The sequence below is a fragment of the Delftia sp. WY8 genome, assembly GCF_018437695.1.
Lineage (GTDB): Bacteria > Pseudomonadota > Gammaproteobacteria > Burkholderiales > Burkholderiaceae_C > Comamonas > Comamonas tsuruhatensis.
Genome location: NZ_CP049795.1, coordinates 3,813,811 through 3,838,468, shown reverse-complemented (window position 1 = coordinate 3,838,468; position 24,658 = coordinate 3,813,811). Strand labels below are relative to the sequence as shown.

At 68.2% G+C, this 24,658-nt stretch carries 24 protein-coding genes; 11 read left to right on the top strand and 13 right to left on the bottom strand.

The window, feature by feature from the left end; translation table 11 throughout:
* Positions 1-17: 17 nt before the first annotated feature.
* The gene (locus tag G4D77_RS17695; RefSeq protein ID WP_154833122.1) at positions 18-809 is read right to left on the bottom strand and encodes an SDR family NAD(P)-dependent oxidoreductase; all 792 of its coding nucleotides are present in this window, start codon (positions 807-809) and stop codon (positions 18-20) included.
* A gap of 93 nt (positions 810-902) precedes the next feature.
* On the opposite strand from G4D77_RS17695, the gene G4D77_RS17690 reads away from it, so the two are divergent.
* The 4 genes from G4D77_RS17690 to G4D77_RS17675 all read left to right on the top strand — a co-directional run bounded on the left by G4D77_RS17690 (position 903) and on the right by G4D77_RS17675 (position 4,631).
* On the top strand, positions 903-1,838 hold the full coding sequence (locus G4D77_RS17690; protein WP_154833120.1) for a LysR family transcriptional regulator: 936 nt from the start codon (positions 903-905) through the stop codon (positions 1,836-1,838).
* Between the two features lie 261 nt (positions 1,839-2,099).
* Positions 2,100-2,873: a ferredoxin--NADP reductase gene (locus G4D77_RS17685; RefSeq protein WP_016448667.1), complete on the top strand. Its 774-nt coding sequence runs from the start codon at positions 2,100-2,102 to the stop codon at positions 2,871-2,873.
* Positions 2,874-2,917: 44 nt separating this feature from the next.
* A complete protein-coding gene (locus G4D77_RS17680; protein WP_016448668.1) occupies positions 2,918-3,724 on the top strand; it encodes an IclR family transcriptional regulator in 807 nt (268 codons plus the stop codon).
* Between the two features lie 133 nt (positions 3,725-3,857).
* The gene (locus tag G4D77_RS17675; RefSeq protein ID WP_154833118.1) at positions 3,858-4,631 is read left to right on the top strand and encodes an SDR family oxidoreductase; all 774 of its coding nucleotides are present in this window, start codon (positions 3,858-3,860) and stop codon (positions 4,629-4,631) included.
* 92 nt (positions 4,632-4,723) lie between these two features.
* Here the strand turns inward: G4D77_RS17675 and G4D77_RS17670 are convergent, their stop codons facing one another.
* The 12 genes from G4D77_RS17670 to G4D77_RS17615 all read right to left on the bottom strand — a co-directional run bounded on the left by G4D77_RS17670 (position 4,724) and on the right by G4D77_RS17615 (position 16,569).
* Positions 4,724-5,023, bottom strand: coding sequence for a HigA family addiction module antitoxin (locus tag G4D77_RS17670; protein WP_034399070.1), 300 nt, complete (start codon positions 5,021-5,023; stop codon positions 4,724-4,726).
* Positions 5,024-5,065: 42 nt separating this feature from the next.
* The gene (locus tag G4D77_RS17665) at positions 5,066-5,347 is read right to left on the bottom strand and encodes a type II toxin-antitoxin system RelE/ParE family toxin (RefSeq protein WP_013800140.1); all 282 of its coding nucleotides are present in this window, start codon (positions 5,345-5,347) and stop codon (positions 5,066-5,068) included.
* 129 nt (positions 5,348-5,476) lie between these two features.
* Positions 5,477-6,652, bottom strand: coding sequence for an ABC transporter substrate-binding protein (locus G4D77_RS17660; RefSeq protein WP_016452145.1), 1,176 nt, complete (start codon positions 6,650-6,652; stop codon positions 5,477-5,479).
* A gap of 177 nt (positions 6,653-6,829) precedes the next feature.
* Positions 6,830-7,537 carry an ABC transporter ATP-binding protein gene (locus G4D77_RS17655; protein WP_013800138.1) on the bottom strand — a complete coding sequence of 236 codons (708 nt, stop codon included), beginning with the start codon at positions 7,535-7,537 and terminating at the stop codon, positions 6,830-6,832.
* Complete coding sequence (locus G4D77_RS17650; protein WP_016452146.1) at positions 7,524-8,288, bottom strand: ABC transporter ATP-binding protein; 765 nt, start codon at positions 8,286-8,288, stop codon at positions 7,524-7,526. Before G4D77_RS17650 ends, G4D77_RS17655 begins: the two co-directional genes overlap by 14 nt.
* Complete coding sequence (locus tag G4D77_RS17645) at positions 8,275-9,249, bottom strand: branched-chain amino acid ABC transporter permease (RefSeq protein ID WP_046238969.1); 975 nt, start codon at positions 9,247-9,249, stop codon at positions 8,275-8,277. The genes G4D77_RS17650 and G4D77_RS17645 overlap by 14 nt, the downstream gene beginning before the upstream one ends.
* Positions 9,250-10,113, bottom strand: coding sequence for a branched-chain amino acid ABC transporter permease (locus tag G4D77_RS17640; protein WP_016448674.1), 864 nt, complete (start codon positions 10,111-10,113; stop codon positions 9,250-9,252). It lies immediately after the preceding gene.
* 220 nt (positions 10,114-10,333) lie between these two features.
* Positions 10,334-11,272, bottom strand: a complete 939-nt coding sequence (locus G4D77_RS17635) for a LysR family transcriptional regulator (protein ID WP_016448675.1) — start codon at positions 11,270-11,272, stop codon at positions 10,334-10,336.
* Positions 11,273-11,395: 123 nt separating this feature from the next.
* The gene (locus G4D77_RS17630; RefSeq protein ID WP_046238973.1) at positions 11,396-12,382 is read right to left on the bottom strand and encodes a YihY/virulence factor BrkB family protein; all 987 of its coding nucleotides are present in this window, start codon (positions 12,380-12,382) and stop codon (positions 11,396-11,398) included.
* A gap of 70 nt (positions 12,383-12,452) precedes the next feature.
* Positions 12,453-14,018 (bottom strand): galactarate dehydratase, encoded by a 1,566-nt coding sequence (gene garD / locus G4D77_RS17625; protein ID WP_213757702.1) that lies wholly within the window; start codon positions 14,016-14,018, stop codon positions 12,453-12,455.
* A gap of 188 nt (positions 14,019-14,206) precedes the next feature.
* Positions 14,207-15,205 (bottom strand): Bug family tripartite tricarboxylate transporter substrate binding protein, encoded by a 999-nt coding sequence (locus G4D77_RS17620; RefSeq protein ID WP_213757701.1) that lies wholly within the window; start codon positions 15,203-15,205, stop codon positions 14,207-14,209.
* 47 nt (positions 15,206-15,252) lie between these two features.
* Positions 15,253-16,569, bottom strand: coding sequence for a glucarate dehydratase family protein (locus G4D77_RS17615; protein ID WP_047218563.1), 1,317 nt, complete (start codon positions 16,567-16,569; stop codon positions 15,253-15,255).
* An 87-nt stretch (positions 16,570-16,656) separates the two neighbouring features.
* Between G4D77_RS17615 and G4D77_RS17610 the strand changes: the two genes are divergently transcribed.
* The 7 genes from G4D77_RS17610 (at position 16,657) to G4D77_RS17580 (ending at position 24,551) form a co-directional block, all read left to right on the top strand.
* On the top strand, positions 16,657-17,445 hold the full coding sequence (locus G4D77_RS17610; RefSeq protein WP_034366548.1) for a FadR/GntR family transcriptional regulator: 789 nt from the start codon (positions 16,657-16,659) through the stop codon (positions 17,443-17,445).
* A gap of 175 nt (positions 17,446-17,620) precedes the next feature.
* On the top strand, positions 17,621-18,598 hold the full coding sequence (locus G4D77_RS17605; protein WP_013800130.1) for a Bug family tripartite tricarboxylate transporter substrate binding protein: 978 nt from the start codon (positions 17,621-17,623) through the stop codon (positions 18,596-18,598).
* Positions 18,599-18,643: 45 nt separating this feature from the next.
* Positions 18,644-19,555 (top strand): 5-dehydro-4-deoxyglucarate dehydratase, encoded by a 912-nt coding sequence (gene kdgD / locus G4D77_RS17600; protein ID WP_016452153.1) that lies wholly within the window; start codon positions 18,644-18,646, stop codon positions 19,553-19,555.
* Positions 19,556-19,613: 58 nt separating this feature from the next.
* Positions 19,614-20,573: a Bug family tripartite tricarboxylate transporter substrate binding protein gene (locus G4D77_RS17595; RefSeq protein WP_047218561.1), complete on the top strand. Its 960-nt coding sequence runs from the start codon at positions 19,614-19,616 to the stop codon at positions 20,571-20,573.
* Positions 20,574-20,693: 120 nt separating this feature from the next.
* Positions 20,694-21,683 carry a 2-hydroxyacid dehydrogenase gene (locus G4D77_RS17590; protein WP_154833116.1) on the top strand — a complete coding sequence of 330 codons (990 nt, stop codon included), beginning with the start codon at positions 20,694-20,696 and terminating at the stop codon, positions 21,681-21,683.
* 45 nt (positions 21,684-21,728) lie between these two features.
* Complete coding sequence (locus tag G4D77_RS17585; RefSeq protein WP_133073286.1) at positions 21,729-23,066, top strand: enolase C-terminal domain-like protein; 1,338 nt, start codon at positions 21,729-21,731, stop codon at positions 23,064-23,066.
* 36 nt (positions 23,067-23,102) lie between these two features.
* Positions 23,103-24,551: an aldehyde dehydrogenase family protein gene (locus G4D77_RS17580; protein WP_017405270.1), complete on the top strand. Its 1,449-nt coding sequence runs from the start codon at positions 23,103-23,105 to the stop codon at positions 24,549-24,551.
* The last annotated feature ends 107 nt before the right edge of the window (positions 24,552-24,658 follow it).

Here is a 24,658-nt window from a genome sequence, read left to right as displayed (position 1 = left end):
CGGCCCTCCCGGCGCCTTCAGAGAAACATGCCGCCCGAGGCCTCGATGCGCTGACCCTGCACCCAGCCCATGCCGGGCTGCAGCAGGGCGGCCATCACGGGGCCGATGTCGTCGGGTTGGCCCACGCGGCCCAGCGCCGTCTGGCTGGCCAGGGCCGCGCCTACCTGTGCATCGTCGCGCACACGGCCGCCGCCAAAATCCGTGGCAATCGCCCCCGGCGCCACCGTGTTGACGCGAATGCCGCGCGCCCCCAGCTCGCGCGCCAGGTAGCGCGTCAGCACCTCCACGCCGCCCTTCATGGCCGCATAGGCCGCATAACCGGGCTGGGTGAAGCGCGTGAGCCCGCTGGACAGGTGGATGATGCTGCCGCCGTCGCGCAGCAGGGGCAGCAGGTGCTGGCTCAGGAAGAACGGCGCCTTCAAGTGGATGGCGACCAGCTCGTCGAACTGCGCCTCGGTGGTGGTGGCGAATGGCGCGTTGATGCCGATGCCGGCGTTGTGCACCAGCGCATCGAGGCGGTCGGCCTGCCAGGTCTCGGCCAGGGCCCGGCGCACGCGGGCCGCAAAGTCCGCAAAGCCCGCGCTGCGCGCCACGTCCAGCTGCTGGGCGGCGGCCCGCCCGCCCAGCGCCTCGATGGCGGCCACGGCGGCCTGGGCCTCGTCGGCACGCTCACGGTAGGTCAGCACCACGTCCAGGCCCTGGCGCGCCAGGTGCTCGGCCGTATTGCGGCCCAGGCCGCGGCTGCCGCCCGTGACGAGGACGATGCGGCGGGCGGCAGGGGAAGAAGCGGTCGAAGGAGAAGCTGTCATGGCGGACCTCGTTAGGTGGTTTGCAATGACAGCGACTGTATTGAAGGTCTATTTTTGGATAAATTGGCTGTTTCTGATTTATTTGTTCGTCCCATGCAAACAATCAAGCTTCTGGAGCAGATGCAGATCTTCAGCCGCGTGGCCGAGATGGCCAGCTTCACGCGTGCGGCCGACAGCATGGGACTGCCCAAGGCCAGCGTCTCCCAGGCCGTGCAGCAACTGGAGGCGCGGCTGGGCACGCGGCTGCTGCACCGGACCACGCGGCGCGTGCAGCTCACCCAGGACGGCCAGGCCTGCTACGAGCGCTGTCAGGACCTGCTGGCCGACGTGGACGAATTCCAGGGCCAGTTCCAGCAGGCCGGCGACGCACCGCTGCAGGGCAAGGTGCGGCTGGACATGACCACGGGCCTGGCGCGCCACGTCGTCATGCCCTTGCTGCCGCAACTGCTGCAAAGCCATCCGGCGCTGGAGCTGGAACTGAGCTGCACCGAGCGCCGCGTGGACCTGGTGCGCGAAGGCTTTGATTGCGTGCTGCGCCTGGGCCCAGTGGACGAGCCCGGGCTGGTCGCCCGCCCGCTGGGCCGGCTGGCGCTGGTCACCTGCGCCAGCCCCGGCTATGCGCAGGCCCACGGCCTGCCGGCCACGCTGGCCGACCTGGGCGGACACCGGCTGGTGCACTACCAGCGCACGCTGGGCGCGCGGCCGCTGGGCTTCGAGTACGAAAAGAACGGCCAGGCACTCAGCCTGCCCATGGCGGGCGCGCTCACCGTGAACAACGCCGAGGCCTATCTCTCGGCCTGCCAGGCCGGCCTGGGCCTGATCCAGGTTCCGCGCCTGGCCGTGCAGCCGCTGCTGGATGCCGGGGAGCTGATCGAGGTGTTGCCCCGCCATCCGCCCCCGCCCATGCCCTTGCACCTGATCTATGCCCACCGCCGCCAATTGCCACGCCGCGTGCGCGTGCTCATGGACTGGCTGGCACAGGCCATACAGCCCTGGACACTCGACGCTGGCCTGCCCGAAAAGCAATAGGCGATGGCCCGCCGGACTCGGCCAGCGTCATTTTGCTTATCACTAATCCGTATCAAGACAAAGGTTCGCGCCTGCCCCTTTTGACGCCATTTACCGGACAATAGCGACCTTGCCCCGGTCACCGGCCGCCACGAAGCAGCGGCAACGCGCACACCGCGCCTGCCCCCTGCGCTTCCCGCCACCGCGTGCCTGCATGGCACTGACCTCTCATTGCAACGTCCCGGCGGGCACTGTCCGCCCCGAATTCACCGTATTGCCAACATGAGTGCTTTTCTTGAAGAACGCGTGCTGTCCGTCCACCACTGGACCGACCGCCTTTTCTCCTTCACCACCACCCGTGACACTGCGCTGCGCTTTTCCAACGGCCATTTCACGATGATCGGCCTGAAGGTCGACGGCAAGAACCTGCTGCGCGCCTACTCCATTGCCAGCCCCAATTACGAGGAGCACCTGGAGTTCCTGTCCATCAAGGTGCCCGACGGCCCGCTGACCTCGCGCCTGCAGAACATCAAGGTGGGCGACACCATCATCGTCGGCAAGAAGCCCACGGGCACGCTGCTGATCGACTACCTGCTGCCCGGCAAGAACCTGTACCTGATCGGCACCGGCACGGGCCTGGCCCCCTGGCTGGCCGTGGCGCGCGACCCCGAGACCTACGAGCGCTACGAGAAGGTGGTCGTGGTGCACGGCGTGCGCCATGCCAACGAGCTGGCCTACCAGGAGCTGTTCGAGAAGGAACTGCCCGAGCACGAGTTCCTCGGCGAGATCGTCAAGGACAAGCTCATCTACTACCCCACGGTGACGCGCGAGCCCTTCCGCAACCAGGGCCGCATCTCCAACCAGATCACGGCCGGAACCTTCCCGCAGAACATCGGCCTGCCCGAGCTCAACCCCGAGACCGACCGCGTCATGCTGTGCGGCAGCCCCGCCATGCTGAACGAACTCAAGGAGCTGCTGGAGCACCGCGGCTTCAAGGAAGGCAACACCACCACGCCCGGCGACTTCGTGGTCGAGCGCGCCTTCGTCGAGAAGTAAAGCCCACGACACCCCGTGGCGGGGCGGCTGCCGATAATCGGCGCATGCCGCCCTCCTCCCTTCCTTCAGCCCCGCCAGGCGACGAAGACCGCAACTTCATCGTCGCACTGGCGCGCGGGCTGGACGTGCTGTCGTGCTTTCGCTCCGGTGAGAAGCTGCTGGGCAACCAGGACATCGCCAGGCGCTGCGGACTGCCCAAGTCCACGGTCTCGCGCCTGACGCACACGCTGACCACGCTGGGTTACCTCATCCATGTGCCCGAAGAGGGCAAATACCGCCTGGGCACGGCCACGCTGGCGCTGGGCAGTGCCATGCTCTCGCGCCTGGACGTGCGCCAGATCGCGCGCCCGCTGATGCGCAAGCTGGCGGCCGCCACCGATGCCGAGGTGGCCCTGGCCACGCGCGACCGGCACAACATGGTCTACATCGAGCACTGCCCCAGCGCGCGCTTCATGCACCGCGACCTGGACATGGGCTCGCGCATTCCCCTGGCCACCACGGCCGTGGGCCGTGCCTGGCTGGCCGCCAGCCCCGCGTCCGAGCGCCAGCGCGCGCTGGACTATCTGCAGTCTCACGCGCCCGAGCAATGGGCCGCCGCACAGGCCCAGCTGCCGCTGTGGCCGGAGGCAGGCAACCAGCCCCAGCCCTGGCTGTCGCGCTCGTTCGGCGACTGGCAGCCCGAGGTCAACGCCATTGCCCTGGCCTTCTCACCGGGGCGCGGCCTGCCGCTGATGGCCGTCAGCCTGGGCGGGCCCTCGCGCTTCGTCACGGCCGACGCGCTGCGCCAGGACGGCGTGCCCGCGCTGCAGCGCATGGTGCGGCGGCTGCAGCAGGACATAGACCGCGCCTGACCGCAGACCGGGTCTGGCCGGCTGTCCCGCAGGCGCCCGCACAGTAGCCAAGACGACAGCGTGCGCCGCCCTGCCGCCCTAGCATGGAGGGCGTTGCTCAACCATCAGGAAACCAAGGCAGGAGACACCCAGCATGAGCGTGAAAGCACTGTTCAACCTCACCGGCAAGACCGCCCTGATCACCGGAGGCTCGCGCGGCCTGGGCCTGCAGATGGCCGAGGCGCTGGGCGAGATGGGCGCCCGCCTCGCCATCACGGCGCGCAAGTCCGACGAGCTGGCCGAGGCCAAGGCCCACCTGCAGGGCCTTGGCTACCAGGTCGAGACCTTCACCAACGACCTGCAGAAGTTCGACACCATCCCCGCCCTGGTCGATGACGTGCTGGCGCGCTGCGGCGACATCGACATCCTCGTCAACAACGCCGGCGCCACCTGGGGCGCCAAGGCCGAGGAATACCCGGACGAGGCCTGGAACAAGGTCATGAACCTCAACGTCTCCGCGCCCTTCTTCCTCACCCGCGAAGTGGCCAGGCGCGTGATGATCCCCAAGGGCCGGGGCAACGTGATCATCACGGCCTCGGTCGCGGCCTTCAAGGGCACGCCGCCCGGCATGAACACCGTGGCCTACAACACCTCCAAGGCGGCCGCCGTGCACCTGGCGCGCACCCTGGCCTCGGAATGGGGCCACTACGGCATCCGCGTCAACTCCATCTGCCCGGGCTTTTTCCCCAGCAAGCTGGCCAACGGCCTCATCGACAAGCTCGGCGACCAGCTCATCGCCCGCGCCCCGCTGCGACGCATCGGCGGCGAGGAGGACCTCAAGGGCGCCGTGGTCTACCTGGCGTCCGATGCATCGCGGCACATGACAGGGCAGGCGTTGGTGCTGGATGGTGGAGCGAGCTTGTTGTAAACAACGCAGCCCTGCAATGAAAAAGGCCCCTGTACCGCGGTGCAGGGGCCTTTCTTACGTGAGCCGCTGCGCAGCGACTCAGCATGTCTTCTTCAAGCCTGCAGAGCAAAGGGCTCGATGGACTCCAGATCGTCGCCAATGGACTTGCGTGCCATGTCGGCGTCGTACTGGCTTTGCAGATTCATCCAGAACTCCACGGACGTGCCAAAGAAGCGCGCAAGGCGCAGCGCCGTATCCGCCGTGATGGAGCGCCCGTTCTTGACGATGGCCGCGATGCGTGTCTGCGGGACATGGATGGCCTGGGCCAGGCGGTATTGCGTCAGGCCCATGGGCTCCAGGAATTCAGTGGCCAGGATTTCGCCTGGCGTGGGGAGGTTCAAAGGTTTGTTCATGGTCAGCACTCCTGCGCCAGATCCAGGATCAACGCTTTCGCTTCAGTGGTAATCGACGATCTCCAGCTCACTCGGGCCTTCATGGGTCCACACAAAGCACACGCGCCACTGGTCATTGATGCGGATGCTGTGCTGCCCCTTGCGATCTCCGTGCAGCGCCTCCAGCCGGTTTCCGGGCGGGACCCTCAAGTCCTGAAGCACATGAGCGGCATGCAGCATCCGAAGCTTGCGCAGCGCAACCACTTCAATGCTGCTCCACCGACGCACCCTCCTCTGCTGGAACAGTTGCTCGGTGTCGGGGCACTTGAATGACTGGATCGTCATGGAAGCAAATAATAACGCATTGCGTCAGTAACGTCAAACGTAAGTACCGGGCCACTGAGTCCACAAGAAAGCGCCTGGGCCAGATCAAGCTGGCACCAGGCGCTTTCGGTCGAAAAACTGAGCGGCGCTCTACTTGTTCGCCACCGTCATCACCGCCTCGATCTTGCCGTCGCGCACGGCCGCACCGCGCTCTGTGGTCAACGTGCCGCCGCGATCATCCACGCCCTTGACGCCGCCGGGGTTCACGTCGGGGCGCAGGGATTTGTAGGCCTCGTCGAGCTTGGCGTGGATGGCCTTGGTGTCCGAGGCAGAGCCGGCCAGCTGCATGGCCTTGACGGTGGCGTGCACGGCCGTGTAGTTCCACTGCGCCTCCGAGCCCGGGATGCGGCCCGGGTAGACCTTGCCGAAGCGTTCGACGAAGGCCTTGTTCTCGGGCTTGGTGTCCTCGGAGACCGGCATGACGCCGATGGCGCCTTCCAGCGGCGCATAGCCGCCGACCACGCGGGCCATTTCGTCGAGCTTGGCCTGGTCCATGACCACGAAGCCGCCCTTGAAACCCAGCTCGCGCGCCTGCTTGACGACCAGGGCCGTGGGCTCGGAGGCTCCGCCCACGAAGAGCACATCGGGCTTTTCGGCCAGTGCCTTGCTCACGCCGCTGTAGAAATCGGTGGCGCGGTTGTAGCTCATGGCGTTCTCGGCCACCACGGTGCCGCCCAGCTTTTCCCAGCCGGGCTTGAAGGCGGCGACCCAGGCCTTGGCGTAGTCGTGGTCGGCGCCCACCAGGGCCACCTTCTTGCCGAAGCGGCCCATCACGTACTTGGAGAACGGGTCGATGTACGAGGTGAACTCGGGCGGGATGCGCAGGGTCAGCTTGTTGCCCCGGTTGGTGATCTGCGGCACCGAGCTGTAGGCCAGCACGATGAAGTTGCTGCGCTCGTTGGTGGTCTGCAGCGCGAAGATGCCGCCCGAATGCGGCACCAGGATGGCCGCCGTCTTGTGCTGCTGCACCAGGCGCTGGGCGTTGATCGCGGTCTCGGACGGGTTGTACTTGTCGTCCAGCGGAACGATCTCGATCTTGACCTTCTTGCCACCGATCTCGGGCGCTGCGGCATTGATCTCGGAGACGGCCATCTGCATGCCGTCGAGCACGTTCTTGCCGTACTGGGCAGCGCCGCCCGACAGCGGGCCGGAGTAGCCGATCTTGACCACCTCCTGCGCCAGCGCGGGGCCGGCGGCGGCCACGGCGGCGCAGGCCAGGGCCAGCGTGCCCACCCTGCGGCGGGTCAATGGTGCGAATGCTGTCATGTCTGTCTCCTTGGATAGTGAAGAACGAATCGCTGCTGACGCAACGCATAAATCCGGCGCAGCCCAGACCAGGGACGCCGAGCAAGGGCCGCCCCGCAGCGAGGGCGTCGTCCCCCTCCCTCGCGAAGCGAGAGAGAGGGGGAAGCCGCGCAGCGGCTCAGGGGGTGCAGTGTCATGTCATGCGCCGATGTAGGCCTTGCGGATGGAGTCGTCGGCCAGCAATTCGGCGGGCCTGCCCTCGCGCACGATGCGGCCGCTTTCCATCACATAGGCGCGGTGCGCGATCTTCAGCGCCGCATAGGCGTTCTGCTCGGCCAGCAGCACGGTGGTGCCGGCCGCGTTGATGCGCTGTATGGCCTCGAACATCTGCTTGATGACCAGGGGCGCCAGGCCCAGCGAGGGCTCGTCCAGCAGCAGGGCCTGGGGCCGGCCCATCATGGCGCGGCCGATGGCCACCATCTGCTGCTGGCCGCCCGACAGCGAGCCGGCCGGGTCGTGCTGCTTCTCGCGCAGGATGGGAAACAGCTCCATCACCTCCTGCAGCGTCTTCTGGCTGGGACCGGGGTCGCGGCGGTGCACGTAGGCGCCCAGCTGCAGGTTGCGCAGCACCGACATCTGGGGGAACAGCTTGCGCCCTTCGGGGCACTGCACCACGCCGGACTGCACGATGGCCGAGGGCTTGCTGCCAGCCAGCTCCTTGCCATTCCAGACGATGGAGCCACCCGCGGCCTTGTGGATGCCGCTGGCCGTGAGGAACAGCGAACTCTTGCCCGCGCCGTTGGCGCCCAGCAGCACCACCAGCTCGCCCCGGTCGGCATGCAGGCTCACGCCGTCCAGCGCCAGGAAGCTGCCGTAGCGCAGCGACACGTTCTCAAACTTCAGCATGCTCGCTCCCCAGGTAGGCATCGATGACGGCGGGGTTGCGGCGTATCTCCTCGGGCGTGCCCTCGGCGATCTTCTCGCCGTAGCTGAGCACCAGGATCTTGTCGGCCAGGCTCATGATCATGCCCATCTTGTGCTCGATCAGCGCCACCGTGATGCCGTGGCGCACCAGCTTGCGGATCAGCTCGGCCAGGCCCTCGGTCTCCTCGGGGTTGACGCCGCCAGCGGGCTCGTCGAGCAGCATCAGCTTGGGGTCGGTGGCCAGGGCCAGCGCGAAGGCCACGCGCTTGCGCTCCTCCTGCGTGATGTCGCCCGCAATGCGGCCGGCCACGTGCGACAGGCCCACGAAGTCCAGCGCGTCGCGCGCCTTTTCGCGGCACACGCGCTCTTCCTCGCGCAGGCGGCTGGAGCCGCGCAGCACGTCCCACAGGCCTGAGCGCGTGCGCAGCCGGTGGCCCACGATGAGGTTGTCCAGCACCGTGGCGCGGTCGAACAGCGCCGTGGTCTGGAAGGTGCGCGCCACGCCCAGTTTCGCCACCTGGTCGGTGCGAAGCGAGGTCACGTCCTGGCCATTGAAGGTGATGGTGCCCGAGGTGGGCTTGTGCACGCAGCTGATCAGGTTGAAGAACGTGGTCTTGCCCGCGCCGTTGGGGCCGATGATGGCGTTGATGCGGCCTTCCTCGATCACGGTGCTGACATCGCTCACGGCGGCCAGTCCGCCGAACCGCTTGGTCAGGTGGTCAATCTTGAGCATGCGGCTTGCCCTCCTTGGCATTGCGGCGCGCGCGCCAGGCGGTGACGCTGCCCACTACGCCGTAGGGCATGAAGATCACCAGCATCACGAGAATGGGGCCGAAGACGATGAAGCGGTACTCCTGCAGGAACTGCAGGTACTGCGTGATCCAGGGCATGCCGATGGCGCCCAGCAGCGGCCCCAGCACCGTGCCCATGCCGCCGACCATGGCGAAGATCATCATGTCGAAGGTGTGGTGCACGCCCGCCATGTCCGGCCCGATGAAGCGCACGAAGCCCGCATACAGGCCGCCCGCCACGCCCGCGTAGACCACGCTCAGCATGAAGGCCAGCACCTTGTTGCGCATGAGGTTGATGCCCAGGGCCTCGGCCAGCTCGTCGCTGTTGCGGATGGCCATGAAGGTGCGGCCCAGCAGCGACCGGACGATGCGCCGCATCACCCAGACCGAGGCCACGAGGAAGGCCAGCACCAGGTAGTACAGCGCCAGCGGCGACTCGAAGCTCAGCGCACCCAGGGCCTCGGGCGCGGGGATGCCCATGATGCCCACCGTGCCGTGGGTCAGGCCCTCCCACTTCTCGATGACGAGGAACATGATGTAGCCCACGCACAGCGTGAAGATGGAGAAGTAGTGGCCCTTGAGCCGCAGCGAGACGATGCCGATCAGGTAGCCCAGCACCGCGCACACCACGCCCGACATCACCAGCCCGCCCCAGAACGGCCAGCCATGGTCCACCGTGAGGATGCCCACGGTATAGGCGCCCGCGGCCATGAAGCCCGCATGCGCCAGATTGAGCTGGCCCGTGTAGCCCGTGATCAGGTTCAGGCCCAGCGTGGCGATGGCGAAGATGTAGGCCGTGCTCATCACCGTGAGGTGGTAGTCGTTGCCCGCCAGCCAGGGAAAGGCGATGCCGGCGGCCAGCAGCAGGCCCCAGGCGATGCGGGAGTCGATGAATCCGTTCATTCAATGACTCCTCTTGGCGAACAGGCCCTGAGGGCGCAGCGACAGGATCACCACCAGCAGCACGAAGGCGATGATGTCCTTGTAGTCGGTGGAGATGTAGTAGGCGCCGAAGCTCTCGGCGAAGCCGATGATCAGCCCGCCCAGCACGGCGCCCGGGATGCTGCCCATGCCGCCCAGGATGATGATCACGAAGGCCTTGGTGATGACCAGGTGACCCATGGCCGGATAGACCAGGTTGATGGGCGCATACAGCGTGGCCGCCACGGCCGCGAGCACGCCCGAGATGGCAAAGGTCAGCATGGACACGCGGTTGGCATCGATGCCCACCATCGATGCGCCCTCGCGGTTCTGGGCCATGGCGATGATGGTCGAGCCCGTGGTGGTGCGCGTCAGGAACAGGTGCAGCGCCACCATCAGCGCAAAGGCCGCGACTATGATCAGCAGGCGCTGCGCAGGCGCCGTGATGCCGCCCATCTCGACGATGGAGGTATAGGGCGTGGGCATGCGCTGGAAGTCCGCGCCCCACAGCGCCTGGGCGCCCGCTTCCAGAAACAGCAGCAGGCCGATGGAGGCGATCTTGGGATGCAGGGGCGAGGCCTTGCGCAGCGGATGGAAGATCAGCCGCTCGCTGACGATGCCCAGCACCGCCACCGCCACCGCCGCCACCAGCATGGCCGCCCAGTAGCCCCAGCTCCAGGCCACCATGGCCTGGAAGGCCACGAAGGCGCCGATCATGTAGAAGCCCCCGTGCGCGAAGTTGGGCACGTGCAGGATGCCGTAGACCAGGGTCAGGCCCAGGGCCACGAGGCCATAGATGCCGCCCAGGGTCAGTCCGTTGAGCACTTGCTGCAGGAAGACGTCCATCACCGCCTCCCGCCTGCCGCCGCCGGTGGCCGCCACCGGACCAGGGTCTGTTCTCGCATTGCCTTGCCTCCTTGTTTGCTGTGAACCAGCTTAGGAGGCGGTGCCGTGCACCATCAACCCGAAGATTCCGCACAGCGGAATTCACCTGGGAAACCCCGAGGCGCAAACCGCTGCGGCAGTAACCTAGATGACAGGCGCAGGCCGGCAGGAGCGGGGAACGCTAGATGGACAGCGCCGGCAGGTTCTCGGGCAGGCCCTGCATGGAGCGCTGCGTGTGCTCGGCCACGAAGTCCAGGAAGCTGCGCACGCGCGCCGGCATGAACTTGCGCGTGGGCAGGGTGGCGTAGAGCGTGAATCGGCCCGTGGTCCATTCGGGCAGCACATGGCGCAGCCGGCCCGAGCGCAGGTGGCGCGCGATCAGGTCCAGCGGCTGGGTGCTGATGCCCGCACCGTCCAGCGTGGCGCGCAGCAGCGTGCCCGTGTGGTTGGCCACCAGCACGGGGCGCACGGCCACCTCGACCTCGCCCGCGTTGCCGTCGAGCCGGCGCATGCGCAGCATGTCGGAGCGGCCCTGGATGCGCCGGCGCAGCAGGCACTGGTGGCCGGCCAGGTCCTCGGGCACGACAGGCACGCCATGGGCGTCCAGGTACTCGGGCGCGGCGCAGGCCAGGCCGCAGGTGGTGACGATGGGCCGGGCCACCACGTTGCCGTCGTAGCCCTCCTCGGCATTGACGAAGGTGATGTCGTATTCGCCCACGGCCGCCTCGCTGGCCGACTCCACGAAGACCTCGATGCAGATGCGCGGGTGCAGGCGGTGGAAGTCCGCCACCAGCGGCGCCAGCACATGCTCGGCGAACACGGGCGGCGTGAGCACGCGCACGGCGCCAGACAGCTCCAGCGTGTGCGCCTGGGCCAGGCTGAAGGCGTCCTCCACATCGGCCAGGATGCCGCGCACGCGCTCCAGGTAGGCCTCGCCAGCCTCGGTCAGCGAGACGCTTCGCGTGGTGCGCTGCAGCAGCCGCGTGCCCAGGTGCTGCTCCAGGTCGGCCACCAGGCGCGTGACCGTGGGCACGGACATGTCCAGGCGCCGCGCCGCCGCCGAAAACCCGGCCTCGTCGGCCACGGTCTGGAATACCCGCATGGTCTGCAATCGGTCCATCTTGTCCTTGGCCCCCGGCCTTGGTGCCAGGGGACTTTGCTGCATTGTTCCATTGCCCAAACGCCTGCGCCGCGGCTTTGCGGGCCGCGGCGCAGGCGTTCATCTTCGTCGAAATGCGGGAACTCAGCCCTTGCCGCCCGGAGTGTCCCCGGCGCTGGCCGCCTCGGCGGGCGGCGCCCAGCGGATGGGGTGGGTGAAGCGCACGCCGGCATCGCTGAAGGCCTTGGCCGTGGCGGCCGACAGCAGCAGGATGGCCGAGGAAAAGTAGATCCACATCAGCAGCACCACCAGCGAGCCCGCCGCGCCATAGGCCGAGACCACGGCCGCCGTGGCCAGGTACCAGGCCAGGGCCTGCTTGCCCAGCGTGAACAGCAGGGCGCCGATGATGGCACCGAAGATCAGATAGCGCAGCCGGGGCTTGGGGCCGCCGCCTATGCGCATCAGCCCCACGAAGAGCAGCACGGTGATGCCGAAGGACACGCACTCGTTGATCAGGCTGACCAGCGGCCCCAGCGGCTGCATCTGCAGCTTGGTGCCGGCCCAGTTGGTGATCAGCTGGATGGCCGTGGACAGGGCCATGGACACCAGCAGCAAGAAGCCCAGCGCCAGCACATAGGTCAGGCCGCGCAGCCGCAGCGCGGCCATGCGCCACCACACGGCCTTGGGCGGCGGCGGCTCGCCGTTGGAGGTCCAGAGCCTTTCCAGCGCGGACTGCAGCTCCACGAAGACACCGGTGGCGCCCGACATCAGCAGGATGAAGCCGAACAGCGAAGCCAGCCGCCCCTCGTCGGGCCGCTGGGCGCTTTCCAGCGCGCCGCGCACCACCTGGGCGCCGCGCTCGCCGATCACGTCCTGCACCTGGTCGATGAGCTGGTGCTCCACATAGCTGCGGTCCACCCACCAGCCCAGCACGCCGACCAGCAGCAGCAGCAGCGGGGCCAGGCTCAGGATGCCGTAGAAGGACATGGCGGCGCTCATGCGCAGGCCATCGGCGTCCAGCCACAGCTGCACGGCGTTCCACATGGCGCGCAGCGGGTTCAGTTCCAGCAGCCGGTCCAGGCGTGCGGACCAGGACGAGGCGGGGGGAGTTTCCGGGGTATCTGAGGGCATGGCCCCCATTGTGCGCAGCGGCGCACCGGCGCCCTGTCAGCCTGTGCCGACAGGGGCCTGTGCGCGCGGCTCAGGTCACGGGCGCTGGATTGAACAGCACCAGGGCGTTGTGCAGCTTCCACTGCTCGGCCCAGGTCTTCCTGCGGCCGCTGGCCACGTCCAGCATCAGGCGGAACATCTCCCAGCCCACGTCCTCGATGCTGGCCTGGCCCTCGGCAATGCGGCCCGCGTTCACGTCCATCAGGTCATGCCAGCGCCGCGCCAGGTCGCTGCGCGTGGCCACCTTGATCACGGGCACCTGGGCCAGGCCGTAGGGCGTGCCCCGGCCCGTGGTGAACACATGCAGGTTCATGCCGGCGGCCAGCTGCAGCGTGCCGCAGATGAAGTCGCTGGCCGGCGTGGCTGCATAGACCAGGCCGCTTTGGATGCCCCGGTCGGCCAGACGCTGGCCCGGCGACAGCACGCCGGTGATGGGCGCCGTGCCGCTCTTGATGATGGAGCCCATGGCCTTCTCGACGATGTTGGACAGGCCGCCCTTCTTGTTGCCCGGCGTGGTGTTGGCGCTGCGGTCCACGCGGCCCTTGTCCAGGTAGGCGTCGTACCAGGCCATCTCCTCGATCATGGCCTGGGCCACCTCGGGGCTGGAGGCGCGCGAGGTGAGCTGGTCGATGCCGTCGCGCACCTCGGTCACCTCGCTGAACATCACGGTGGCGCCTGCGCGCACCAGCAAATCGGTGCAAAAGCCCACGGCCGGATTGGCCGTGACGCCGCTGAACGCATCGCTGCCGCCGCACTGCACGCCCACCACCAGGGCGCTGGCCGGCACGGTCTCGCGCCGGCGCGCGTTCAGCCGCTCCAGATGCACCCTGGCGCGGCCCATGATGGAGTCCACCATGGACATGAAGCCCACATGCGCCTCGTCCTGCAGGCAGACCACGTCCAGCGCGGGCTCGCGCTCATCGACGATGGGGAAGGACCCCGGCGGCAGCAGCCGCTCGGGCTGCAGCTTCTCGCAGCCCAGGCTCACCACCATCACCTCGCCGCCGAAATTCGGGTTGTGGCTGATGTTGCGCAGCGTGCGCTGCGGAATCTCGGCGCCCACGGCATCGATGGCCACGCCGCAGCCATAGCTGTGCTCCAGGCCCACCACATCGTCCACGTTCGGATAGCGCGGCAGCAGCTCGGCCTTGATGCGGCCCACCGCGAAATCCAGCACCCCGGCCACGCACTGCACCGTGGTGGTGATGGCCAGGATGTTGCGCGTGCCCACCGTGCCATCGGCATTGCGGTAGCCCTCGAAGGTGTAGCCCGTCAGCGGCGGCAGCTCGGGCGGCTGCACCGCGGCGATCGGCAACCCCTTAAGAGACAGCGCCCCCGGCATGCGCAGCAGCCGCTCATGCACCCAGCTGCCCGCGGCAATGGCCTGCAGCGCATAGCCGATCACCACGTTGTAGCGGCGCACCTCGCCGCCCTCGGCAATGTCCACCAGCGCCACCTTGTGCGCCTGCGGCACCTTGTCGACCAGCACCAGCCCCCCGGGCATCACCGTGCCTGCAGGCAACCCCCCGTCATTGGCCACGATGGCCACGTTGTCGGCCGGATGCATGCGGATGGAAAGAGGAAGTGGGGTACTCATGGCAATGTCTCAATTTTCTAAAGGGCTGGCACTACAGCAGTAAAGCAGCTGGCACAGCCCTCGCAACCGGCGCGGCCCAAAGCGAGGGACACCAAGCAAGGGCCTACGCCGGCCGCGCCGCCCCGCAGCGAGGGTGTCGTCCCCCTCCGCGAAGCGAGAAGGGGGAAGGCGCGAAGCGCCTCAGGGGGTCACTCTGCTTTTATTCCAGCAGCCTTGATCACCTTCCCCCACTTGACCACCTCGGCCTTCTGGAACTCGCCCAGCTCGGCCGGTGCCATCTGCGAAGGCAGCATGCCGAAGTTCTTCAGGCGCGCCTGCACCTCGGGCGTGGCGACGATCTTCATGATCTCCGCATGCAGCCGCTCCACGATGGGGCCCGGCGTGCCTGCGGGCGCGAACACGGCCTGCCACGATCCCATGTCGAAGCCCTTCTCGCCGGCCTCGGCAATGGTGGGCACATCGGGCAGGGATTCCAGGCGCTTGGAGCTGGTCACGGCGATGGGGCGCAGCTTGCCGGCCTGCACATGGGGGCCGACGACCAGGGCGGTGTCGAACATCATGTCCACCTGCCCGCCGATCACGTCCTGCACGGCCGGGCCGCTGCCCTTGTAGGGCACATGGGTGAACTTCACGCCCGTCTGGTAGCCCAGCAGCTCCAGCGCCATGTGGTTGGAGGTGCCGCTGCCCGGCGAGGCCGAGGTCAGGCCGCCCGCCGCTGCCTTGGCCTTGCTGGCGGCCAGCACGTCGGCCAGCGTCCTGTAGGGGCTGGAGGCCGGCACCACCAGCACCAGCGGGCCCGAGCCCAGCATGGCCACCGGCGTGAAGGACTTGACCGGGTCGTAGTCCAGCTTGGCGTACAGGCTCACATTGATGGCGTGCGAGCTGATGGTGCCGCCCAGGATGGTGTAGCCATCGGCCGGTGCGCGCGCCGCAATGGCCGAGCCCACGCTGCCGCCCGCGCCGCCCTTGTTCTCGATCACCACGGGCGTGCCCAGGGCCTTGCTCAGCGGCTGGGCGATCACGCGCGCCAGCGTATCGGTATTGCCGCCGGGCGGGAACGGCACCAGGTAGGTGATGGGCTTGCCCGTGGGCCAGTTGCCCTGCGCTGCGGCCGGCATGGCGGCCAGGGCCGTGCCCAGCAGCAGGGCGCTGGCGAGGGAATGTTGGATGAGTGTGCGGCGTTGCATGGTGCTTGTCTCCGGGTTTGTGTCGTTGGAATCGTGTGAAAGCGGGTTCAGAAGCGCGGCTGGTGGCCGGTGAACGCGGGGTCGTACTTGCGCATCTGCCCCAGGTCGTCGCGGTTGCGGATGCCGCAGTGCAGGTAGTTGTCGTGCAGGCGGGCCAGGGCCTCGCGGTCCAGCCGCACACCCAGGCCGGGCGCCGTGGGCACGCGCAGGCTGCCCTGCTCGAACTGCAGCCGGCCGCCCTCGACCACTTCCTCGTCCTGCCAGGGGTAGTGCGTGTCGCAGGCATAGGTCAGCAGGGGCACGCTGGCGCACAGGTGCGTCATGGCCACAAGGCTCACGCCAAGGTGCGAGTTGCTGTGCATGGACAGGCCCAGGTCGAAGGTGCGGCACAGCGTGGACAGGCGCTGCGTGGCGCGCAGCCCGCCCCAGTAGTGGTGGTCGCTGAGCACGATCTTCACGGGGCAGCCCATCTCGGCATTGCGGCGGAACTCGGCAAAGTCCGTCACCACCATGTTGGTGGCCAGCGGCACATCGCACTCGCGTGCCACGGCGGCCATGCCGTCCAGGCCGGGCGCCGGGTCCTCGTAGTACTCGAGCACGCCCTGCAGCTGCTGCACGATCTTCAGGCTGGTCTCCACCGTCCAGTTGCCATTGGGATCGATGCGCAGCGGCGTGCCTGGAAAGGCATCGGCCAGCGCCAGGATGCCGGCCGCCTCCTGCTCGGGCGGCAGCGCGCCGGCCTTGAGCTTGATGCTCTGGAAGCCGTACTGCGCAATCATGCGCCGCGCCTGCTCCACCAGCTGCTGCGGCGCCAGGGCCTCGCCCCAGGCGTCGGGCGAAGAATCTGGCCCATAGGGCCTGTCGATGTGCTCGGCGTACTTGTAGAACAGGTAGGCCGAGAACGGCACGCTGTCGCGCGCCGCCCCGCCCAGCAGGTCCACGATGGGCGCCCCGGCCATCTGGCCCTGCAGGTCCAGCATGGCGACCTCGAAGGCGCTGACCACCTTGGCCACGGTCTTGGACACATGCGTGCCCGGCGCCAGCGACACCTGCTGGCCCAGGAACTCCGACGCCGTCAGCGCAGGCGGCGCCACCAGGGCCGCGACGCGGGCCTCCATCTCGTTGAGCGCCCAGGGCGACAGCCCCACCAGCGCGGGCGCGGCCTTGGCCAGCGCATCGAGCATGGGCTGGTCGCCGTAGCTTTCGTTGATGCCGACCAGGCCCGAGGCCGTCTCGATCTCGATGATGGAGCGCAGCGCCCAGGGCTCGTGGATGCCGGCCGCATTGAGCAGCGGCGGATCACGGAAGGCAATGGGCGTGATGCGGACGTGGCGGATCGCGTGGGTCGCTTGGGAGGTGCTCATCTGGACTGCGGACGGGGTCGGAAAATCGGAAAAATCTGCGAAAGCGTTGACGTCTTGTGATACGTTGTCGTACAACTTGGAGCGATTATGATCAGCACCATGGAAAGTTCGGCAAAGGGATTTCCCGCATCACCCCCAACGATCGAGCTTCCCCTGCGAGGAAAGTCCGGTCGCAGCGGCCGCAATCTGGCCGCCCTGCTGTTCGACGAGTTCGCGAGCAAGATCCGCAACGGCCTGCTGGCCGAAGGCGAGAAGCTGCCCACGGAATCGTCGCTGGTGCAGACCTACGAAGTCAGCCGCACCGTGGTGCGCGAGGCGCTGTCGCGCCTGCAGGCCTCGGGCCTGGTGGAGACGCGCCATGGCATAGGCACCTTCGTGCGCGCCGCCCAGCCCGCGTCCACGCTGATGCTCAATGCCGACGAGCTGACGGCCGCCGTGGACGTGATGGCCGTGCTGGAGCTGCGCATCAGCCTGGAGACCGAAAGCGCCGGCCTGGCCGCGCTGCGCCGCAGCCCCGAGCAGCTGCAGGGCATACGCACGGCGCTGCAGGCCTTCGAGATCGCCTTTGCGCGCGGCGAGGACACGGTGGCCCATGACCTGGCCTTCCACACCCAGATCGCCGAGGCCACGGGCAACCGCTACTTCGGCGACATCCTGCGCCACTTCGGCGCCCAGCTGATTCCGCGCACGCGCATCGCCTCCATCCACCAGCCCCAGCGCGACCCCGACTACCTGCGCCGCGTCAACCGCGAGCATGAGGAAATCCTCGCCGCCATCGAGCGCCAGGACGCCGACTCGGCCCGCGCGGCCATGCGCATCCACCTGACCAACAGCCGCGAACGCCTGCGCCTGGCGCAAAAGACCAGCGCCGCCTGACGTCTTCTGACGCCTTCTGTGCATCCTGGACCGCCCCGCGCCCTGCGGGGCAGATGGCGCCGGCACAGGAATTCAGACAACCAAGGGAAAACCCTTTATCACGGCATGCATGTCTCGGTTGAAAATTCGCTCCAGTTGTACGACAACTGACAACACAAAACCCGGAGACAAGAGCATGACCCTGAGCCGAAAGCAATTCCTGCGCGCCGCTGGCGCCACCGCCCTCGTGGCCACCGGCGCCGGTGCGCTGGCCCAGAGCAACTGGCCCACGCGGCCGCTGCGCCTGGTGGTGCCCTACCCGCCGGGCGGCAGCTCGGACATCATTGCGCGCGCCATCGGCCCGCTGCTGTCGGCGGAACTCAAGCAGCCCGTGGTCATCGAGAACAAGCCTGGCGCCAACGGCAACCTGGGCGCCGACATGGTGGCCAAGGCCCAGCCCGACGGCCACACGCTGATGCTGTGCGACCTGGGTGCGCTGGCCATCTCGCCCTCGCTCTACACCAAGCTGTCCTTCGACCTGTCCCGGGACCTGCGCGGCACCGCCATGCTGGCCTACTCGCCCCATCTGCTGGTGGTCCACCCCTCGGTGCCGGCCAACAACCTGCAGGAGCTGGTGGCCCTGTCCAAGAAGGAAGACCTGAGCTTTGCCGTCACCGCCACGGGCAGCGCCCCGCACCTGGCCGGCGTGGAACTGGCGCGCGCCACGGGCGCCCGCTGGGAATACGTGCCCTACAAGGGCGGCGTGCAGTCCATCCAGGACACGGTGGCAGGCCAGACCCAGGTGCTGATGAACGGCATGCTGGCCACCTACCCCCATGTGCAAAGCGGCAAGCTCAAGCTGCTGGGCCTGTCCAAGGGCACGCGCATGCCGCTGGCCGCCAACGTGCCCACCATCGCCGAGCAGGGCGTGCCCGGCTTCGAGACCGGCACCTGGCAAGGCGTGGTCGTTCCCGCCAAGACGCCCGAGGCCGTGGTCCAGCGCCTGCATGAGGCCCTGATCACCGCCATCCGCTCGCCCGAGGTGCGCGCCCGCCTCACGGGCCAGGGCGCCGAGGTCGTGACCATGAACCCCGCCGAGACCGCGCGCTTCCTGACCACCGAACGCCAGCGCTGGCAAAAAGTGGTTCAAACAGCCGGTTTGAAGCTCGACTGATTCCACCCTTTTTTCTTTCTTCCCCACCTTATTCCCGAGAGCACCATGACCCCCCAAGACCTCAAAGACGTGATGAGTTCCGGCCTGCTGTCCTTCCCCGTGACGGACTTCGACAGCAACGGCAACTTCAATGCCAAGGGCTATGCGGCCCGCCTCGAATGGCTGGCCCCCTACGGCGCCAGCGCGCTGTTCGCGGCCGGCGGCACGGGCGAGTACTTCTCGCTGTACGGCGAGGAATACGGCCAGATCATCAAGACCGCCGTGGGCACCTGCCGCGGCAAGGTGCCCATCATCGCGGGCGCCGGCGGCCCCACGCGCACGGCCATCGCACACGCCCAGGAGGCCGAGCGCCTGGGCGCCCACGGCGTCCTGCTGCTGCCCCACTACCTGACCGAAGCCGGCCAGGAAGGCCTGATCGCCCATGTGGAGCAGGTCTGCAAGAGCGTGAAGTTCGGCGTCATCGTCTACAACCGCGACCGCACCCGCTTCACGCCCGAATCGCTGGCCATCCTGGCCGAGCGCTGCCCCAACCTGGTGGGCTTCAAGGACGGCATGGGCAACATCGAGACCATGTCCTCCATCTTCATGACGATGGGCGACCGCTTCGCCTACCTGGGCGGCCTGCCCACGGCCGAGGTCTATGCGGCCGCCTACAAGGCCCTGGGCACGCCGGTGTACTCCTCGGCCGTCTTCAACTTCATCCCCAGGACGGCGATGGCGTTCTACGAAGCCGTGCGCACCGACGACATGGCCACGCAGCACAAGCTGCTCAAGGAATTCTTCATGCCCTACCTGAAGATCCGCAACCGCGTCGAAGGCTACGGCGTGAGCATCATCAAGGCCGGCGCCAAGCTGGTGGGCCACGACGCCGGCCCCGTGCGCGCCCCGCTGACGGATCTCAAGCCCTCCGAGCTGGAAGAGCTCAAGGCCCTGATCGACAAGCTCGGCCCCCAATAAGCCACAAGACCGGGCGCAGGGGCCAGTCCGGCCCTTGCGCCCCCCAGGAGACAAGAACATGAAAAAGATTCTGATCGCGCTGGGTGCCGCACTGGCCCTCACGGCGCAGGCGGCCGGCAGCTTCCCGGACAAGGCCGTCAACATCATCGTGCCCTTCCCGGCTGGCGGCTCCACCGACACCGTGGCCCGCGCCATGGCCCTGAGCATGGGCGAGCAGCTGGGCAAGCCCTTCGTGGTGGAAAACCGCCCCGGCGCCACGGGCACCATCGGCGCAGGCGCCGTCAAGCGCGCACCGGCCGATGGCTACACCCTGCTGGTGGCCTCGCTGGGCCCCTTCGTGGTCACACCGCACCTGGTCAAGAACGTGCCCTATGACGCAGGCAAGGACTTCGACTACATCACCATCCCCGTGCAGGCGCCCAACGTGCTCGTGGCCAGCCCCGCGCAGAAGGCCCGCACCGTGGCCGAGGTCATCGCCGCGCTCAAGGCCAACCCCGGCAAGATCAGTTTCGCGAGCTCGGGCAACGGCTCCTCGGACCATCTGTCGGCCGAGCTGTTCTGGCAGCAAAGCGGCACCGAAGGCATGCACGTTCCCTACAAGGGCGGCGCCCCGGCCATCACCGACCTGATCGGCGGCCAGGTGGACTTCTCGTTCCAGAACGTCAACGCCGTGCTGCCCCATCTGCGCAGCGGCAAGCTGCATGCGATCGCCGTGACCGGCAGCCAGCGCTCGCCCGTGCTGCCCGATGTGCCCACGCTGGCCGAGGCCGGCGTCAAGGGCGCCGAGGTCTATTCCTGGCAAGGACTGGCCGCACCCAAGGGCCTGCCCGCCGATGTGAAGGCCAAGCTGGCCAAGGCCGCCATCGCCTCCGTGCAGCAGCCCGACATCCGCAAGCGCTTCGTGGAGCAGGGCCTGGAGATCGTGGGCAACACGCCCGAGGAATTCACGCGCTACCAGGCCCAGGAATCGGAGCGCTGGAGGCAGCTCATCCAGACAAGAAAGATCACCGCTGATTGAGCTGGAAACAACGAGCCGGCCCCGGGGCCTTTGCCCGCCGGCCTTTGCCCGCTGGCCTGCGCACCGCAGGCCCTTTTCACCGGGGCTTGCAGCCCCTGCAAGTTCCAAGGATTCCAAGGCATGGCGACCTCCCGTCCACGCGTTCTCCAGTTCGGCAAGATGCCGCTGCCCCAGCTCGATGCCGAGCTGGCCCAGGCCTATGAGGTGACGCTGCTGTCCGAGCAGCCCGACCGCGAGCGCTTTCTCGCCGAGCACGGCGCGCAGTTCGAATACCTGGTCACCTCGGCCGCCATGGGCGTGCCCGCGAGCGTGGTGCAGGCCCTGCCCCAGCTGCGCTTCGTGAGCAGCTTCGGCGTGGGCTTCAACGCGCTGGACCGCGAGTCCCTGCTGCGCCAGGGAGCCCGCGTGGGCTACACGCCCGGCGTGCTCGACGACTGCGTGGCCGACATGGCCTTCGCCCTGCTGCTGGACGCCGCGCGTGGCCTGAGCGAGTCCGACCGCTTCGTGCGCCGGGGCGACTGGAGCCAGGACCGCTTCGGCATCCGCACGCGTGCCAGCGGCAAGCGCCTGGGCATCTTCGGCATGGGCCGCATCGGCTCCACCGTGGCGCGCCGCGCGGCCGGCTTCGACATGGAGGTGGCCTACCACAACCGCCGCCCGGTCGAGGGGTCGCCCCACCTCTACCAGCCCTCGCTGCTGGAGCTGGCGCGCTGGGCCGACTTCCTCGTCATCACGGCCGCAGGCGGCGACGGCACGCAGCACCTGGTCAACGCCGAGGTGCTGGACGCTCTGGGTCCGCAGGGCTTTCTGATCAACGTGGCGCGCGGCAGCGTGGTCGACGAGGCCGCACTGGTCCAGGCCCTGCAGCAGGGCCGCATCGCGGGCGCGGGCCTGGATGTGTTCGAGGACGAGCCACGCCCCCATGCCGAGCTGCTGTCGCAGGACAACGTGGTGCTTGCGCCCCACATCGCCAGCGGCACGCACGAAACCCGCCGCGCCATGGCCGACCTTGTGCTGCGCAACCTGGCGCAGTTCATCGCCACGGGCCGGCCCGAGGCCGAGGTGCCCTGGTCGGCCGCGCAGCAGCCGGCCACCGCCGCCACCGCATAGCCCTTTTTTTCCCAGAGACCGATCCAAACGATCCAAGAGCACGCCATGTCCTCCACCCCGACCATCACCGAGATCGAAGTCATTCCCGTCGCCGGCCGCGACGGCATGCTCATGAACCTCAGCGGCGCGCATGCGCCCTACTTCACGCGCAACATCGTGCTCATCCACGACAGCACGGGCCACACCGGTGTGGGCGAGGTGCCTGGCGGCGAAGGCATACGCCAGGCGCTGGAGGACAGCAAGGCGCTGCTCATCGGCCAGTCCGTGGGCAACCACCTCAAGCTGCTGCAAAACGTGCAGCAGGCCCTGGCCGGCCGCGACACGGGCGGGCGCGGCCTGCAGACCTTCGATCTGCGCATTGCCGTGCATGCCGTCACCGCCGTGGAGTCGGCCCTGCTGGACCTGCTGGGCCAGCACCTGGGCGTGCCCGTGGCGGCCCTGCTGGGCGAAGGCCAGCAGCGCGACCGCGTGGAGATGCTGGGCTACCTGTTCTTCACCGGCCCCACCGACAGGACCGACCTGCCCTACGTCAGGCCCGGCGAAGACCAAAGCGGCAGCGACGACTGGACGCAGGTGCGCCACATGACCGCCATGGACCCGGCCGCCATCGTGCGCCAGGCCGAGGCGGCGCATGCGCGCTACGGCTTCAACGACTTCAAGCTCAAGGGCGGCGTGCTGGCCGGCGAGCAGGAAGTGGAGGCCGTCACCACGCTGGCCAGGCGCTTCCCCCAGGCGCGCGTCACGCTGGACCCCAACGGCGGCTGGCTGCTCAAGGACGCCATCCGCCTCATGCGCGACATGCACGGCGTGCTCGCCTATGCCGAAGACCCCTGCGGCGCCGAGAACGGCTTCTCGGGCCGCGAAGTCATGGCCGAATTCCGCCGCGCCACCGGCCTGCCCACGGCCACCAACATGATCGCCACCGACTGGCGCCAGATGGTGCATGCGCTGTCGCTGCAGTCCGTGGACATCCCGCTGGCCGACCCGCATTTCTGGACCATGGCCGGCTCCGTGCGCGTGGGCCAGACCTGCCGCGACTGGGGCCTGACCTGGGGCTCGCACTCCAACAACCACTTCGACATCTCGCTGGCCATGTTCACCCACGTGGCCGCCGCCGTGCCCGGCAAGGTCACGGCCATCGACACGCACTGGATCTGGCAGGACGGCCAGTACCTCACCCAGAACCCGCTGCAGATCAAGGGCGGCTTCGTCGAAGTGCCCAAGACCCCGGGCCTGGGCGTCACCGTGGACCGCGCCGCGCTGCAGCGCGCCAACGCCCTGTACCTGGAGCACGGCCTGGGCGCCCGCAATGACGCCATGGCCATGCAGTACCTGATCCCGGGCTGGACCTTCGACAACAAGCGCCCCTGCATGGTCCGCTGACCCCTTCCTTCCGTTACCCCTTTCCCGGAGCACCTCATGTCCCGCTACGACAACCTCATCAACGGCCAATGGAAGGCCGCCGACGGCTACAGCGCCAACACCAACCCCAGCGACCTGTCCGATGTGATCGGCGAGTACGCCCAGGGCAATGCCGCCGATGTGGAAGCCGCCATCGCCGCGGCGGCCGCGGCCTTTCCCGCCTGGAGCACCTCGGGCATCCAGGCCCGCCACGACGCCCTGGACAGGATCGGCAACGAAATCCTGGCCCGCAAGGAAGAGCTGGGCGACCTGCTGGCGCGCGAGGAAGGCAAGACCCGCCCCGAAGCCATTGGCGAAGTCGGCCGCGCAGGCCAGATCTTCAAGTTCTTCGCGGGTGAATGCCTGCGCCTGGCCGGCGAAACCCTGCCCTCCGTGCGCCCCGGCATCGGCGTGGAAATCACGCGCGAGCCCGTCGGCGTGGTGGGCCTGATCACGCCGTGGAACTTCCCCATCGCCATTCCCGCCTGGAAGATCGCCCCGGCCCTGGCCTTCGGCAACTGCGTGGTCCTGAAGCCCGCCGACCTGGTGCCCGGCAGCGCCTGGGCGCTGGCCGACATCATTCACCGCTCGGGCATTCCGGCCGGTGTCTTCAACCTCGTCATGGGCCCGGGCCGTGTCATCGGTGATGCCCTGGTGCGCCATAGCGACGTGGCCGCCATCAGCTTCACCGGCTCCGTCGGCGTGGGCCGCGGCATTGCCCGCGCCTGCGTGGAAAGCGGCAAGAAGGTGCAGCTGGAGATGGGCGGCAAGAACCCGCAGATCGTGCTGGACGACGCCGACCTCACCCAGGCCGTGGAGCTGTCCGCGCAAAGCGGCTTCTACTCCACGGGCCAGCGCTGCACGGCATCGAGCCGCCTCATCGTCACCGACAGGATCTACCCCGCCTTCATCGAGGCCCTGCAGGCCCGCATGGCCAGGATCAAGGTGGGCGACGCCCGCGCCGCAGGCACCGACATGGGCCCCGTGGTCAGCCAGGCCCAGCTGGAGCAGGACCTGAGCTACGTGGAAATCGCCAAGGCCGAAGGCGCCGTGCTGGCTGCCGGCGGCGCAGCCGCCGCCTGCCACACCGGCAGCGGCAACAAGGGCTACTACATGGCGCCCACCCTGTTCGTGGACACCCAGGCCGCCATGCGCATCAACCGCGAGGAAGTCTTCGGCCCCGTGGCCAGCGTCATCCGCGTGAAGGACTACGAGGAAGCCCTGGCCGTGGCCAACGACACGCCCTTCGGCCTGGCCGCAGGCATTGCCACCACCAGCCTCAAGCACGCCACCCACTTCAAGCGCCACAGCCAGGCCGGCATGGTCATGGTCAACCTGCCCACGGCCGGCGTGGACTACCACGTGCCCTTCGGCGGCCGCAAGGGCAGCAGCTACGGCCCGCGCGAACAGGGCCGCTATGCGCAGGAGTTCTATACGACGGTGAAGACCGCCTACACGCTGGCCTGAGGCAGGCCCCAAAGCAGCCGCCAGGACCTGGCGACTGCTTTCATCCCTGACGCCATCCGCAACAAAACGATGCGGATGGCGTTTTTTCATTCGTCGTTGCGCCCACA